The organism is Flavobacterium cyclinae (genome assembly GCF_021172145.1).
Lineage (GTDB): Bacteria > Bacteroidota > Bacteroidia > Flavobacteriales > Flavobacteriaceae > Flavobacterium > Flavobacterium cyclinae.
In genome coordinates this window covers 2,582,445-2,597,328 of the sequence record NZ_CP089095.1, presented here as the reverse complement: position 1 = coordinate 2,597,328, position 14,884 = coordinate 2,582,445, and the positions used below count along the sequence as shown (strand labels likewise).

Genomic DNA, 14,884 nt, shown 5'->3' with positions numbered 1-14,884 from the left:
AGATGAAATTTTTAGAAACTCCTGAAGAAAAAAAATCATTTGCTATTACAAGTGCAATATTTGTAATACTGTTTTTGTTGTTTTTTTTCTTCATGGGTTTAAAATACATGGATCCGCCACCTGAAAATGGAATTGCGGTCAATTTTGGGACTACTGACACAGGAAGTGGTGATGTTCAACCAACAGAACCTGTTCAATCAGCACTTGATCAAGCTAAGACAGAACCAACTCCTTCAGATGAAGATAATGTTTTGACTCAAGATGATGATGCACCTGTTACCATGCCTAAAACAGAAAAGCCAAAACCACAAACGAAACCAATTGAACCAAAGCCTGTAAAACCTACCGAAACTAAGCCGACTAAACCTACTAATAATGCTTTGAATAGTATTATTAAAGGTCCAAAACAAGACGGAAAAATCCAAGCAGGTCATGGACCTGACAATGAAGGTGGAGATAAAGGAAATCCTAATGGTAGTTTATATGCCAATAGTTTTTATGGTAATGGATCTGGAGATGGGATTGGTACTGGTAAAGGAACTGGTTGGGGATTGACTGGTAGAAAATTATCAGGTAACAGTAAAAAGATTCAAGATTGTAATGAATCTGGTAAAGTAGTGGTTAAGATTTGGGTGAATCGTCAAGGCAATGTTATAAAAGCAGAGAGAACCCAAGGGACAACAAATACTAATCCTTGTCTAGTAAATCCCGCTTTAGAAACCGCAAAAACTTTTAAATGGCAACCTGACGCTGATGCTCCTGAAACTCAAATTGGTTTTGTGGTTGTTAACTTTCAAGTGGGTGAGTAAATATGAAATTAGTTTACTTTCTAGTTTTGTTTTCTATAATGACTTTTGGACAAAATTCAGATGGTAATGGTTATGGAAAAGGTGAGGCTAGTGTGCCAACTTATTCGAATAGTTTTCATCAAACTTCGACTGGTCAAAAAAATTATCATTTAAGCGGAAGAATTATTGAAAAATCAGATTTTAATTTTTCGGATTTAAAATGCGAGGAGACAGGTAAAGTTGTTATACAAGTTAAAGTAAATAAGGAAGGAAGCGTTATTACGGCTCAAGTATCACGTGGTTCAACGACTAATTCTTCTTGTTTGATTAAAGCAAGTATTGATAAAGCTAAGATGTTTAAGTGGAATAAAGACAAAAATGCTCCTGATGTTCAAATTGGTTATATTGTTTTTGTTTTTAGCCAAGAAATCCCATAATTTTACTAACTAACCCCGATAGTAATGAAAATCCAATGCGTTAGCATGGATTGTAATGTATAGCGGGAACATGGACCGCAAGAATTCCTAAACCATTCGTTTCAAATTATTAAAATGACGTACAAAGAAACTACAGATTGGATGTTTAGTCAGTTGCCTATGTATCAAATGCAGGGCGCTTCTGCTTATAAAAAGGATTTGTCGAATACTATATTGTTGATGAATCATTTACATAATCCGGAAGCTAAATTCAAATCGATTCATGTTGCGGGAACAAATGGAAAAGGATCTACATCTTCTATGATAGCTTCTATTTTGCAAGAAGCTGGATATAAAGTTGGGTTATATACTTCACCTCATTTAAAAGATTTTCGAGAGCGAATTAGAATAAATGGTGATAAGATATCTGAAGATTTTGTAATCGATTTTATTGCTGATAATAAATCATTTTTTGAAGCTAATCAATTAAGTTTTTTTGAAATGACGGTTGGTCTTGCTTTTGATTTTTTTGCTAAAAAACAAGTTGATGTTGCTATTATTGAAGTTGGAATGGGAGGTAGATTAGATTCAACCAATGTGATTACTCCTTTACTTTCTGTTATTACAAATATTGGTTTTGACCATACCGATTTTTTAGGAAATACATTGTCAAAAATAGCATTTGAGAAAGCCGGTATTATAAAGTCAAATATTCCAGTTGTTATTGGAGAATATGAGGAAGAAACCCAATCTGTATTTTTGGATAAAGCGAAGATTGAAGATGCCCCAATTTACTTTGCTCAAGATAATCCTGAAGTAACCTATGAATGTGTGTTATTAGGCGATTATCAGAGAAAGAATTTAAAGACGGTTTTGCAAGCTATTGATTTATTGAAAACTGAATTTATTATTGAAGAAAATCAGATTAAGTTAGGATTGAAAAATGTTATTCAAAATACTGGATTGCTTGGTAGATGGCAAATTTTAAATACACAACCTTTTACAGTTTGCGATACGGCTCATAATAGTCAAGGTTTAAAAATAGTATTGGATCAAATTCAAAAGCATACTTTTGAAGCTCTTCATGTGGTTTTAGGAGTTGTTAATGATAAGGATTTGGATTCTATTTTGCCTTTATTTCCAAAAAACGCAAAATATTATTTTTGTAAGCCAAATGTACCAAGGGGATTGGATGCAGATAAATTAGGTAAGAAAGCTAATGATTTTGGATTGATTGGTAAAGTATATGATTCTGTATCAGAAGCTTATATCAATGCGAAATTATTGGCTCAAAAAACAGATTTTATATACATAGGAGGGAGCACGTTTGTTGTTGCAGAAATTGTTTAATTTTTTTTCAAAAACACTTGCAGAAACAAATATTCTTTATATATTTGCACTCGCAATACGGTAATAGTAATGCATCTTATTGGGGCAATTAGCTCAGTTGGTTCAGAGCACCTCGTTTACACCGAGGGGGTCAGGGGTTCGAATCCCTTATTGCCCACATAATTTAAATCCTGCAGAAATGTGGGATTTTTTTGTTTTAAAACGATATAGAAAGGTTCAGTGCATCCCGATTTTATCGGGAGGGTCAGGGGTTCGAATCCCTTATTGCCCACAAGTCGCACCAAAACACCTAATCAAAAGGTAGGTTTTTTTTATTTATTTATTCATTTTCTAAAAAATTAAACAGAAAATCTAACATTTGGTTTGAAGTTAAATCAATATCGCCCACATAATTTAAATCCTGCAGAAATGTGGGATTTTTTTGTTTTAAAACAATTAAGAAATGTATCGTCCTGAAAAAATATACTTTCAGTAATATAAAGAGTGTATTCTTAAAGATTAGTCTTGTCAAGCTGCACTCGTTTCGGCTTGTCTAAATAAAGGAATATCTGCGAAATTAGTTTCTGAATTAATTTCAAATTGACAGAATCACAACTTAATATACAACCTATTTGTTTTTAAATGAATTCTAATGTTCTTTCTAATGCCATTCCTCTTGAGCCTTTAATGAGTAAAAGGCTATTTGTAGGGGTATTTACTTCTATGAATTTTGAAAATGAAGCAAAGTCTTCAAAAAAATGATGATGTGGATTATTAGATTTATTAGAGAAAAAATCTTTACCAATAAAATAAGTTTTAATGTTTGTTTGATTATTTAGTAATTCTACGATTTTTTTATGTTCTATTAAGCTTTCATTGCCTAGTTCAAACATGTCTCCTAAAATGGCTACTTTAGTGTCATTTTTTAATTGCGAAAAGTTAGTTATTGCAGCTGCCATACTACTTGGATTAGCATTATAGGCATCTAAAATAATTTCGTTGGTTCCTTTTTTTATTAATTGAGAGCGATTGTTTTCTGGTATGTAATTTTCAATTGCTTCTTTTATGTGTTCATCTTGTACTTTAAAGTATTTTCCTATTGTAATAGCTGCGTTAATATTATTAGCATTATAGATTCCAATTAAATGCGAATGAATCTTTATGTGATTAAATTCTATTTCAACCATAGGATTTGCGTTTATGCTTGAAATTTTTACATCTGTATTTGATGTATTAACAGCGAAGCTAAATCTATTTAAACCAGTTGTTTTTTCGTTTTGTGTGGAGTCATCTAAATTTACAAAAATTACCTTATTGTTGTTTTTTAGAAAGTCATACATTTCGCTTTTCCCTTTGATTACACCTTCAGTTCCGCCAAAACCTTCTAGATGTGCTTTTCCAAAATTTGTTATATAACCGTAATCAGGTGATGCAATTTTACAAAGGAATTCTATTTCTTTCTGATGATTAGCTCCCATTTCTACAATTCCAATCTCAGTTTCTTTGTTAAAACGTAAAAGAGTTAAAGGAACACCTATGTGATTGTTTAAGTTTCCAATAGTTGCTAAAGTGTTGTATTTTTTTGATAACACCGCATGAATTAATTCTTTTGTTGTTGTTTTGCCATTACTGCCAGTTAAAGCAATTATAGGGATTCCTAAATAGGCTCTGTGGAATTTTGCTAATTCTTGTAAAGAATCTAATGTGTTTTCTACTAAAAGAGTTCTTTCGTCAATATAAAATTCTTTATTATCAATTACTACGTATTTTGCTCCTTTCTCTAGTGCTTCTTTTGTAAATGTGTTTGCATCAAAATTATCCCCTTTTAATGCAAAAAACATACTGTTTAGTTCAATTTTTCTTGTGTCAGTGCTAACAGAAGAACATTCTAAAAATTTTGTATGTAAATGGTTAATGCTTGTCATGTTGTAATTTTTGCTCGAACGAAGATAAAAAAAAGCCCTTTCATTAGAAAGGGCTTAGTGTAGTATTTTGTATGAAAATTATTTTTTTGGATTTCCTCTTGGACTTTTCTTTTTAGATTTTGGTCCAACTTTAGACATTGCACATCTAAATCCAATGTAGTCAGTTGCCATATCTTGAGGGAAAAATCTTCTTGAAGCTGGGTCTAACCAATAAGCTCTGTCTCTCCAAGAACCACCTTTGTAAACTCTTACGTTATCATCAACAAGTGTTGTTCTTTTGTCATTGCTTTTTGTATCGTACTTTCTAACCATTTTACCTATACTGTCAGCAGTGATAGAGTGTTTAGGAGCTTCATACATTCTTTTTTCATCGCTTCCTCCTTCTCCTTCTTCAGAGTCATTGAATTTATAGAAACGTGTAGATTGTCTATCACCATCTCTATAGTTTCTGTTGTCAGAAGTTGAGAATTGAGTTCTTAAGAATGTTTCGTTTTCATCAACAGGAACTTGTGCGATTTGACCAGGGAAGTTTCTAGCGATAATTTTTCCGTTAATCAAAGTATCATAAGTAATTGTTTCAGAAGTTACTAATTCTACAGTACCATCTTCACCAATTTTATTTTTAGTATAAACGTTACCTCTGAAGTAGTTAAAGTCATTTGCTTCGTCATCAACCATTGGTCTGTAAACGTCTTGTACCCACTCAGCAACGTTACCTGCCATATCGTATAATCCGAAATCATTTGGAGCATAGCTTTTTACTTTATTCGTAATATCAGCACCATCATCAGACCATCCAGCAATTCCTCCGTAGTCTCCTTTACCTTGTTTGAAGTTCGCTAATTGGTCACCTCTGTATTGTCTTTTAGCAGAACGAGTATATTGACCACTCCAAGGGTATTTCTTTTGACCTTTGTAAATGTTATATTCTCTGTTTCCAACTAAAGCAGTTGCAGCATATTCCCATTCAGCTTCAGTAGGAAGTCTGTACTCAGGTAAAATTAAACCTGAACTTCTTTGAGCATATACGTTTTTAGCAGTATCTGCAGCTTGTCTTCTTCCTTTACCCATTTCTTTTTTCAATACAACTTCTTCATTACCTCCAAAAGCTTTTGAAGGAGTGTTGATATAAGTTTCAGTACTGAAAGAATTCTCAGCCGTTACGTCAGAACCTAATTTGATTTTGTTATCTTTTTTAAGGTAACCTTCGCGCTCTAAAATATTTTCATTAACACGATCAGTTCTCCATTTACTAAATTCAACAGCTTGAATCCAGTTAACTCCAACTACAGGATAATCTGCATAAGCAGGATGTCTTAAATAGTTGTTAGTCATAGTTTCGTTATATCCTAAACGATTTCTCCAAACTAATGTATCTGGAATTACTCCATTGTAAATGTTTTTATAGTTTTCATCTGTTGGAGGGAATACATTTTTTATCCAAAATAAAAATTCGGTATACATTTTATTAGTAACCTCAGTTTCATCCATGAAAAAAGACTGTACATGTTGTTGATTTGGGGAATTATTCCAATCATGCATTACGTCGTCTTGTACTTTACCCATAGTAAAGGTACCTCCTTCAATAGAAATCATTCCAGGTGGCGTTTCTTGTTGCTTAAACTTGTCGTTAAACTGGAATCCTCCCTTTTTATCATTGATTTTCCATCCAGTAGCAGTAGAACCACCTTTAGTGTTTCCTTTTTTGCTACAGCCAGTAAAACCTAATGCTAGTGCTAATACTACTAACACTTTTAAAGCCATAATTTTCTTAATTTTCATACTTTAGTAGGTAATAAATTTAGTGTCGCAAGATAATAATTATGTATTAAAATGCAACATGTTTTTAAAAAATTGTAAAAAAAAATTAATTATGAGTTAATTTCTCTCCTTTACAACGTTTTTGGATCACTTTTATTGTGAAAAATTAGAATAAAAAAAAATATTTTTCTCTCTTTGTAATATAAATGTATTTAATGCGTTTTATTGCTTATGAAAAAGATTTTATCTGTATTATGTTTTTTTAGTTTTTACTTTGTTTTTTCGCAAGAATCAACAAATGTTATAATTAATTGGAATTCTACTGCCGATTTCAAACAAGAGGAAGTTACATTAAAATTTCCTCAATTTAATCCAGATAATTACAATCTAGATCTTGCAGAAAAACGGATTCAGTTCAGAAAAATAATTCCCGTGACATTAAACTCTTCTTTACGGATTCTTAATGTAAATTTTGAAGCTATTTCCGATTCTGAACTTTATGACTTAAATAAATCTTTGATTTCAGATAATATTCAAGCAACATTAGAAGTGGTTAATGCACGAAGTGAAATTTTAGGATTAATTAAATTAAATCCTATTGTTAAAGATGGTAGTGCTTACAAAAAAGTTGTTTCGTTTACTTATAGTATAGAAAATCAAAATGTCAATAGACCAATTAGTGGTCAAAACACTATTTTTTCTGTATCTAATTCTGTTTTATCTACTGGTGATTGGTTTCGATTTTACGTTGAAAAATCAGGAGTTTATAAAGTTTCTAAATCATTTTTACAAAGTTTAGGTTTTAATGTTAATGTTGATCCTAGAAATATAAAAATATATGGCAATGGTGGTAGAATGTTGCCATTGAATAATTCTACTTTTTATCCGGATGATTTAGAAGAAAATGCTATTCAATTTGTGGGTGAAGATGATGGGGTTTTTGATAATAGTGATTATATTTTATTTTATGCAGAAGGTGTTGATACTTGGAATGATGAAAGTTTAACTAGTGTTAATTTGTTTGCTGATAAATCTTATTACTATGTAACTTATTCAAGTGCTTCAGGAAAGAGAATTCAAGAAGCTCAACAGCCATCAGGAACTCCTAATATATCATTTACCCAATTCGATGATACCATTATTTATGAAAAAGATTTAGTTAATGCTGGAAAAGTTGGAAGAAGGTGGTTTGGAGAACAATTTAATATTGATGAATTTCAAACTTTTGATTTTAGCATACCTAATCTTGATATTTCACAACCTATTCAATTAAAGGTAAATACAGCTTCTAAATCTTTTGGAAACTCTTCGTTTAATATAAAAGCAAATAATGTTGATTTAGGGACACTTTTCTTTCCTCAGCTTACATCGGGTAGTGGTATTGAAGGTTATGAATCTGCTTTAAATGCATCATTTAATGCAACTACTTCTAATATTTCTATTGCTTTAACATATAATAATGGAGGAGTTCCAAGTTCTAATGGATATTTAGATTTTATAAAATTAGACGTAAAAAGAAATCTAACTGGTTTTTCTAAACAGTTTTTGTTCTTTAATAAACAAGAGCAACTTAATGTTGGGGTTGGCGAATATGTAATATCAAATGCTTCAGGAATCGAACAAGTTTGGGATGTAACAGATTTGTATAATGTTACTTCTTTTGCTAATACATCGGGATCAAATTTTAGTTTTAAAATTAATTTAGGAAATCAAAAAAAATATGTAGCTGTTGACTTGTCAGATGTGTATTTGCCTTTAAGAGAATCAAATGCTGTAGTAGTCAATCAAAATATTAAAGGTAATGTTTTTAAAGATGCACAAGGTAATTTTGAAGATGTTGATTATTTAATCATCACACCTAATTTTTTGATATCACAAGCAGAACGTTTGGCTGATTTTCATAGAAATAATTCAGGCCTGTCTGTTCGGGTAGTTGCGCTTGAAAATATATATCAAGAATTTTCTTCTGGAAAACAAGATGTTGCGGCTATTCGTAATTTTATTAAATATGTCTATTGGAATGCTTCTGATGCAAATAAAAGAGTAAAATATGTCAATTTATTTGGAGATGCATCTTATGATTATAAAGAACGATTGTTCAATAATTCCAATATAGTTCCGGTTTTTCATGGTTTTAATCCATTTGCTTCTGAGACTAATAATATTTCAAACTTTTCTTTGTATTCTTCATTTATGTCGGATGATTTCTTCGGGTTAATGGATAGTGGTGAAGGACAAATGTTAGGAAGTTTTGATGGAATTGATATTGCTGTGGGGAGAATGTTGGTTTCTTCTGTAGAACAAGCAAAAGAAATGGTGGATAAAGTTATTGAGTATTACGATGAAAAATCATATGGTAGATGGCGCAATAATTATGTGGTGTATTCAGATGATGCGGATAATACAACAGATGCCACTCTTCAATTTGGACTTGATAATTTAGCTGACGTTCTTACAACTCAAAAACCGTTTGTGAATGTAAAAAAAATACATACGGATTCTTATGTACAACAAGTAGCGGCGGGAGGAGAACGATATCCAGATGCTAAACAAGATTTTTTAGACGCTTTAGAATTAGGAGCGTTGGTTTTTAATTATTTTGGGCACGGTAATGAAGAATCACTTGCAAGGGAACGTTTGTTTGAAAAATTAGATGCTCAAAATTTAAATAACAGATACAGATATCCTCTTTTTATTACCATAACTTGTGAGTTTACTCGATTTGATGATCCAAATCGATTTACTGGAGGCGAATATATGTATTGGAATAAAAAAGGAGGTGCTATTGGATTAATTGCAACAACCCGTCAAATTGGTGTAACAACCGGATTTGTTATGAACAATTTTTTAAGTGAAAATTTGTATTCTTTTGGTACATATGATTATCCTACGATTTCTGAAGCACTAAGATTAACTAAGTTGAGTACTGGTTCCGATAATAGAAGAGTGGTTTTCTATATTGGTGATCCTGCTTTAAAATTAGCAATTCCTAGACCTAAAGTTGTTCTAACAAAAGTAAATGATGTACCCGTGGGGCAAACCTTGCCTGTTTTTCAAGCATTAAGTTTAATGAAGATTTCAGGAGAAATTAGAGATGAAAATGATGTGCTTCTTTCAGGGTATAATGGTGATTTAGCAGTCCAAATTTTTGATAAAGATATTAATAGATCTACTTTAGGAAATAATGGAGTAACAAATTCAGGAGGATTAATTATAATGAATTTTACAACACTTGGTGAAACGATTTTTAGAGGTAATGCAAGCGTTGTTAATGGTCAATTTGAATTTAGTTTTGTGGTTCCTCAAGATATAAGAATTCCGGTTGGAAATGGTAAGATTAGTTTTTACGCCAAACGAAATTCCCCTAACTTAGATAATCAAACAGGATACGACAGAGGAATTCAAATTGGTGGTGTAAATACAAATGCTGTTGCCGATTCAACTCCGCCAACGGTAAGAATGTTTATGAATGATGAAGGTTTTGTTTCTGGCGGAATAACCAATTGTTCGCCTACTTTACTGGTTTTCTTGGAAGATGAAAACGGAATAAACACCGCTAGTGGTATTGGGCATGATATTGTTGCAATATTAGATGGTGATGAATTAAATCCGTATGTTTTGAATGAATACTATGAAACAGAAAATGACGATTACACAAAAGGATTTGTTCGATTCCCATTTAGAGATTTAACTCCAGGTATGCATACTATATTGTTTAAAGCTTGGGATGTTTACAATAATTTGGTAACAGCCGAAATTCAATTTAATGCAGTTTGTTCAGATGATGGATTAAGAATTGAAAGAGTATTGAATTATCCTAACCCATTTGTAAGTTATACTGAGTTTTGGTTTAATCATAACATGCCATTTGAGCCTTTAGACGTACAAGTTCAAATATTAACTATTTCAGGAAAGTTAGTTAAAACAATTAATCAGCAAGTTATGACCGAAGGTTTTTTGTGTAGAGATATTTCTTGGGACGGAAAAGACGATTTTGGAGATAAAATCGGAAAAGGAGTATACGTTTATAAATTAAAAGTGCGTTCTACTACAACCGGAAAGTCGGTTGAAAAATATGAGAAACTTGTAATACTATAATAAAACACTATATTTGTCAAATAAATTTCTATGAATACAATGAAAAAAATTGCTATTTTATTATTCTTGTTAACTGCCAATCAAATTGTTAAAGCACAGGAAAATAGAGTAATAACAACCGGAGTTCCTTTTTTATTAATTGCTGCTGATGCTCGTTCTGCTGCAATGGGAGATATGGGAGTAGCAACCTCTGCAGATGCTTTTTCACAGCAATATAATCCGGCTAAATTTGCTTTTTCACTTCAAAAACAAGGATTTTCTGTTAGTTATACACCTTACTTATCAAGTATTGCTAATGATATTTCGTTAGGTCAATTAACATATTACAATCGAATTAATGAAAGAAGTGCCTTTGCAGGTACTTTACGTTATTTTGGGTTAGGCGACATTGAATTGCGAAATAATGTGGATGATCAACCAAGAATTGTTAATCCAAACGAATTAGCACTTGATGGATCTTATTCGTTAAAGTTAAGTGAGCGTTTTTCTATGGCTGTTGCGGGTAGATTTATACGTTCTGCATTAAGAGTTGCTACAGAGAATAATGATGTTTCTGCTGCTACTTCTTTTGCGGTTGATATTGCAGGATATTATCAATCAGAAGAAATGGCGTATAATGATTTTAATGGGAGATGGAGAGCTGGTTTCAATTTTCAAAATTTAGGTCCAAAAATCAGTTATGATAATGATGATTTAAATAATAACTTTTTGCCTGCAAATATGCGTTTAGGTGGAGGTTTTGATTTTATCTTTGATGAATACAATAAAATCGGAGTAACTGCAGAAATCACTAAATTACTTGTGCCAACTCCTCCAGCATTGGTTGAACCAGTTGATTCAGATAACAGTGGTTCTATTGAGCCAGCAGAACAACAAGCGGCAGATGATGCTTACACTCAAGCTTTAGCAGATTACAGAAAAACAAGTTGGACTAGTGGTATTTTTAAATCATTCAATGATGCTCCTGATGGAATTTCAGAAGAATTAAAAGAAATTACTTGGGCTTTAGGAGCTGAGTATTGGTACCAAGATTCGTTTGCATTGCGTTTGGGTTATTTTAATGAGAATGAGTTAAAAGGAGCAAGAAAGTTTTTTACGCTTGGAGCAGGTTTTAAATATAATGTAGTTAAAATTGATGTTTCTTATTTGTTCTCTGCGTCTAAAGTTAGAAATCCTTTAGAAAATACATTGCGATTTTCTTTAACCTTTAACTTTGGTGATAATTATGAAGAACTTTAATAAATAAAAAAAATTATACTAACATCCAAATTCTTGTTTAGAATTTGGATTTTTTTTCCTTACATATGAAGCAAATTTCGATAAATACCCATATTACGGTACTTTCAAAAGAAGAGTTGTCTCAAGAAGAAACTAATTTAATGTTGCAAGCATTTGAAGCTAGAAACAAAGCGTATGCTCCTTATTCAAAATTTACGGTAGGTGCTGCCATTCTTTTAGATAACGGAATTGTAATTCAAGGTTCTAACCAAGAAAACGCAGCGTATCCATCAGGCTTATGTGCAGAACGTGTTGCAATTTTTTATGCAGGCGCAACATACCCAGATGCCAAGATTGTAAAAATGTTTATTACTGCATCACCAAAAGATAGGGATTTAGAAGAACCTATTCCGCCTTGTGGAAGTTGCAGACAATCAATAGCTGAGTATGAATTTAAACAAGATTTACCTATTGCAATTTTTTTCATGGGTGCAAAAGGAGATATTTATAAATCAGATTCTTTAAAAAATCTATTACCATTAGTTTTTGATAAGAATCACCTATAACGATTTCGTAACTTTTTTTATCGATTTTGTTACAAAAAATACAAAAATCATAGAATTTAATTTTTTCAATCAGGTTCTATGTAGTATTTTTGCTGTTCGTAAAATTGCGAATAATTACACCAAATGGATTGCAATTCAATTGTATTAAAAACAAACTAAAAATGAAACCAATTACAAGAGAAGTTTACCTAAAATGGTATGAGGATATGCTATTTTGGAGAAAGTTTGAAGATAAACTTGCTGCTGTTTATATCCAACAAAAAGTTAGAGGATTTTTGCATTTATATAATGGGCAAGAAGCTGTTTTAGCTGGAGCTTTGCATGCAATGGACTTGTCTAAAGATAAAATGATTACTGCTTATCGTAATCACGTTCAGCCTATTGGAATGGGTGTAGATCCAAGAAGAGTTATGGCGGAATTATATGGTAAGGCTACAGGTACTTCAAAAGGTATGGGTGGATCAATGCATATTTTCTCTAAAGAACATGGTTTTTATGGAGGTCATGGAATCGTTGGAGCGCAAATTCCAGTAGGTGCTGGTATTGCTTTTGCAGATAAGTATTTTGAAACAGGTGGTGTTACTTTGACTTATTTTGGTGATGGTGCTGCTCGTCAAGGTTCTTTACATGAAGCTTTCAATATGGCAATGAATTGGAAATTACCAGTTGTTTTCATTTGTGAAAATAATGGATATGCTATGGGAACTTCTGTAGAAAGAACTGCAAATCATACTGATATTTGGAAACTTGGTTTAGGTTATGAAATGCCATGCGGACCAGTTGATGGAATGAATCCTGTAAAAGTAGCTGAAGCAATGCATGAAGCTATGGAAAGAGCCCGTCGTGGTGATGGACCTACATTCTTAGAAATGAAAACATATCGTTACAGAGGGCATTCAATGTCTGATGCGCAATTATATAGAACAAAAGAGGAAGTGGAAGAATACAAAAAAATCGACCCAATTACTCAAGTTTTAGATATTATTAAAGAAAACGGTTATGCTACAGAAGCTGAAATCGAAGTAATCGATCAAAGAGTGGCAGATTTAGTTGCAGAATGTGAAAAATTTGCAGAAGAATCTCCATTCCCAGAAGCACAACAATTGTATGATGTAGTGTACGAACAAGAAAATTATCCTTTCATTCCACATAAATTATAAGAACTATGGCACAAATAATTACAATGCCCCGTTTGAGTGATACGATGACCGAAGGAGTTGTTGCAACTTGGTTAAAAAAAGTGGGTGATACAATTAAAACAGGTGATATTTTAGCCGAAATTGAAACGGATAAAGCTACTATGGAATTTGAATCATTTCACGATGGTGTTTTATTGCACATCGGAATTCAAGAAGGAGAATCAGCTCCAGTAGATTCTTTATTAGCTATCATAGGTAAAGAAGGTGAAGATGTTTCTGCCTTATTAAGTGGCGGAACAGCTGTTGAAACTAAAGAAGAAAAAGTAGCGGAAGAAGCTAAACCAACTTCAGCAGCAGTTGAGATTCCGGCTGGTGTAAAAGTAGTAACTATGCCTCGTTTGTCTGATACTATGACAACTGGAACGGTTGCAACTTGGTTAAAAAAAGTAGGAGATACTGTAAAAGAAGGTGATATTTTAGCTGAAATCGAAACTGATAAAGCTACAATGGAATTTGAATCTTTCAATGCAGGAACTTTATTATATATCGGAGTTCAGGAAGGCGATTCAGCACCAGTAGACACTATATTAGCAATATTAGGTCCAGCAGGAACTGATGTTTCAGGAATTGCTGCTAATTATAAAGTTGGTGCAGTTGTTGATACTGAAGCTCCAAAAGTTGAAGAAAAAGCGGTTGCTCAAGTAGAGGCTTCAAGTGTTCAAGCACCAGTTGCAAATGCTAGTGGTAGAGTTTTTGCTTCTCCATTGGCTAAGAAAATTGCTCAAGAAAAAGGAATTAATTTATCTCAAGTAAAAGGTTCAGGTGAAAATGGAAGAATTGTAAAATCAGATGTTGAGAATTTCACTCCATCTGCCGTTGCAACTCCATCTCAAGCTGTTGCAGAAGCTACAAATGCTGTTGCTGCAGTTAAGCCATTTGTACCTGCCGGAGAAGTGTTCCAAGAAGAAATCAAAAATTCGCAAATGCGTAAAACCATTGCGAGACGTTTGGCAGAATCTAAATTTACAGCTCCACATTACTATTTAACTATAGAGTTAGACATGGATAATGCAATTGCTTCAAGAAATATGATTAACGGATTACCTGATATGAAAGTTTCTTTCAATGATATGGTAATCAAAGCAAGTGCAATGGCATTGAAAAAACATCCACAAGTGAATTCGCAATGGAGAGAAGATGCCATGGTTTTAAATCACCATGTAAATATTGGAGTTGCTGTTGCTGTTGAAGATGGTTTAGTAGTTCCTGTATTAAAGTTTACAGACCAAATGAGTTTGTCTCAAATTGGAGCTTCTGTAAAAGATATGGCTGGAAGAGCTAAAGCGAAGAAAATTCAACCTGCAGAAATGGAAGGAAGTACATTCACCATTTCTAACTTAGGAATGTTTGGAATTCAATCGTTTACATCGATTATTAATCAACCAAATTCTGCTATTTTATCTGTTGGTGCTATTATTCAAAAACCAGTAGTTAAAAATGGACAAATTGTTGTTGGAAACACAATGACAGTTACTTTAGCTTGCGACCACAGAACAGTGGACGGAGCTACTGGAGCTCAATTCTTACAAACGTTTAAAGCGTTTATGGAAAATCCAGTAACGATGTTAGCATAATAAGTGTTAA

General features: G+C 32.6%; 10 protein-coding genes and 1 tRNA gene. 9 read left to right on the top strand and 2 right to left on the bottom strand.

Features of this window, described 5'->3' with window-relative positions; genetic code table 11:
* Nucleotides 1–2: 2 nt before the first annotated feature.
* The 4 genes from LOS86_RS11915 to LOS86_RS11900 all read left to right on the top strand — a co-directional run bounded on the left by LOS86_RS11915 (nt 3) and on the right by LOS86_RS11900 (nt 2,711).
* Entirely contained in the window at nt 3–809 is an 807-nt protein-coding gene (locus LOS86_RS11915) for an energy transducer TonB (protein WP_231842304.1), read from the top strand.
* A 2-nt stretch (nt 810–811) separates the two neighbouring features.
* The gene (locus tag LOS86_RS11910) at nt 812–1,225 is read left to right on the top strand and encodes an energy transducer TonB (RefSeq protein ID WP_231842303.1); all 414 of its coding nucleotides are present in this window, start codon (nt 812–814) and stop codon (nt 1,223–1,225) included.
* Between the two features lie 114 nt (nt 1,226–1,339).
* Nucleotides 1,340–2,554 carry a bifunctional folylpolyglutamate synthase/dihydrofolate synthase gene (locus tag LOS86_RS11905; RefSeq protein ID WP_231842302.1) on the top strand — a complete coding sequence of 405 codons (1,215 nt, stop codon included), beginning with the start codon at nt 1,340–1,342 and terminating at the stop codon, nt 2,552–2,554.
* Between the two features lie 82 nt (nt 2,555–2,636).
* A tRNA-Val gene (locus LOS86_RS11900) sits at nt 2,637–2,711 on the top strand.
* Between the two features lie 460 nt (nt 2,712–3,171).
* On the opposite strand, the gene LOS86_RS11895 is transcribed toward LOS86_RS11900, so the two are convergent.
* Entirely contained in the window at nt 3,172–4,458 is a 1,287-nt protein-coding gene (locus LOS86_RS11895; protein ID WP_231842301.1) for a UDP-N-acetylmuramoyl-tripeptide--D-alanyl-D-alanine ligase, read from the bottom strand.
* A gap of 78 nt (nt 4,459–4,536) precedes the next feature.
* The gene (gene gldJ, locus LOS86_RS11890) at nt 4,537–6,240 is read right to left on the bottom strand and encodes a gliding motility lipoprotein GldJ (RefSeq protein WP_231842300.1); all 1,704 of its coding nucleotides are present in this window, start codon (nt 6,238–6,240) and stop codon (nt 4,537–4,539) included.
* Nucleotides 6,241–6,450: 210 nt separating this feature from the next.
* On the opposite strand from gldJ, the gene porU reads away from it, so the two are divergent.
* The 5 genes from porU (at nt 6,451) to LOS86_RS11865 (ending at nt 14,874) form a co-directional block, all read left to right on the top strand.
* Nucleotides 6,451–10,317 carry a type IX secretion system sortase PorU gene (gene porU / locus LOS86_RS11885; RefSeq protein ID WP_231842299.1) on the top strand — a complete coding sequence of 1,289 codons (3,867 nt, stop codon included), beginning with the start codon at nt 6,451–6,453 and terminating at the stop codon, nt 10,315–10,317.
* Between the two features lie 39 nt (nt 10,318–10,356).
* Nucleotides 10,357–11,556, top strand: a complete 1,200-nt coding sequence (porV, locus tag LOS86_RS11880; protein WP_231843942.1) for a type IX secretion system outer membrane channel protein PorV — start codon at nt 10,357–10,359, stop codon at nt 11,554–11,556.
* Between the two features lie 65 nt (nt 11,557–11,621).
* Nucleotides 11,622–12,101 (top strand): cytidine deaminase, encoded by a 480-nt coding sequence (cdd, locus tag LOS86_RS11875; RefSeq protein WP_231842298.1) that lies wholly within the window; start codon nt 11,622–11,624, stop codon nt 12,099–12,101.
* Between the two features lie 161 nt (nt 12,102–12,262).
* The gene (gene pdhA, locus LOS86_RS11870; protein ID WP_231842297.1) at nt 12,263–13,261 is read left to right on the top strand and encodes a pyruvate dehydrogenase (acetyl-transferring) E1 component subunit alpha; all 999 of its coding nucleotides are present in this window, start codon (nt 12,263–12,265) and stop codon (nt 13,259–13,261) included.
* Nucleotides 13,262–13,266: 5 nt separating this feature from the next.
* Nucleotides 13,267–14,874, top strand: a complete 1,608-nt coding sequence (locus tag LOS86_RS11865) for a dihydrolipoyl dehydrogenase family protein (RefSeq protein WP_231842296.1) — start codon at nt 13,267–13,269, stop codon at nt 14,872–14,874.
* Nucleotides 14,875–14,884: the final 10 nt, after the last annotated feature.

Coding starts and splice junctions, on each gene's coding strand:
- LOS86_RS11915 (WP_231842304.1), top strand. CDS start 3: ATGAAATTTTTAGAAACTCCTGAAGAAAAAAAATCATTTGCTATTACA.
- LOS86_RS11910 (WP_231842303.1), top strand. CDS start 812: ATGAAATTAGTTTACTTTCTAGTTTTGTTTTCTATAATGACTTTTGGA.
- LOS86_RS11905 (WP_231842302.1), top strand. CDS start 1,340: ATGACGTACAAAGAAACTACAGATTGGATGTTTAGTCAGTTGCCTATG.
- LOS86_RS11895 (WP_231842301.1), bottom strand. CDS start 4,458: ATGACAAGCATTAACCATTTACATACAAAATTTTTAGAATGTTCTTCT.
- gldJ (WP_231842300.1), bottom strand. CDS start 6,240: ATGAAAATTAAGAAAATTATGGCTTTAAAAGTGTTAGTAGTATTAGCA.
- porU (WP_231842299.1), top strand. CDS start 6,451: ATGAAAAAGATTTTATCTGTATTATGTTTTTTTAGTTTTTACTTTGTT.
- porV (WP_231843942.1), top strand. CDS start 10,357: ATGAAAAAAATTGCTATTTTATTATTCTTGTTAACTGCCAATCAAATT.
- cdd (WP_231842298.1), top strand. CDS start 11,622: ATGAAGCAAATTTCGATAAATACCCATATTACGGTACTTTCAAAAGAA.
- pdhA (WP_231842297.1), top strand. CDS start 12,263: ATGAAACCAATTACAAGAGAAGTTTACCTAAAATGGTATGAGGATATG.
- LOS86_RS11865 (WP_231842296.1), top strand. CDS start 13,267: ATGGCACAAATAATTACAATGCCCCGTTTGAGTGATACGATGACCGAA.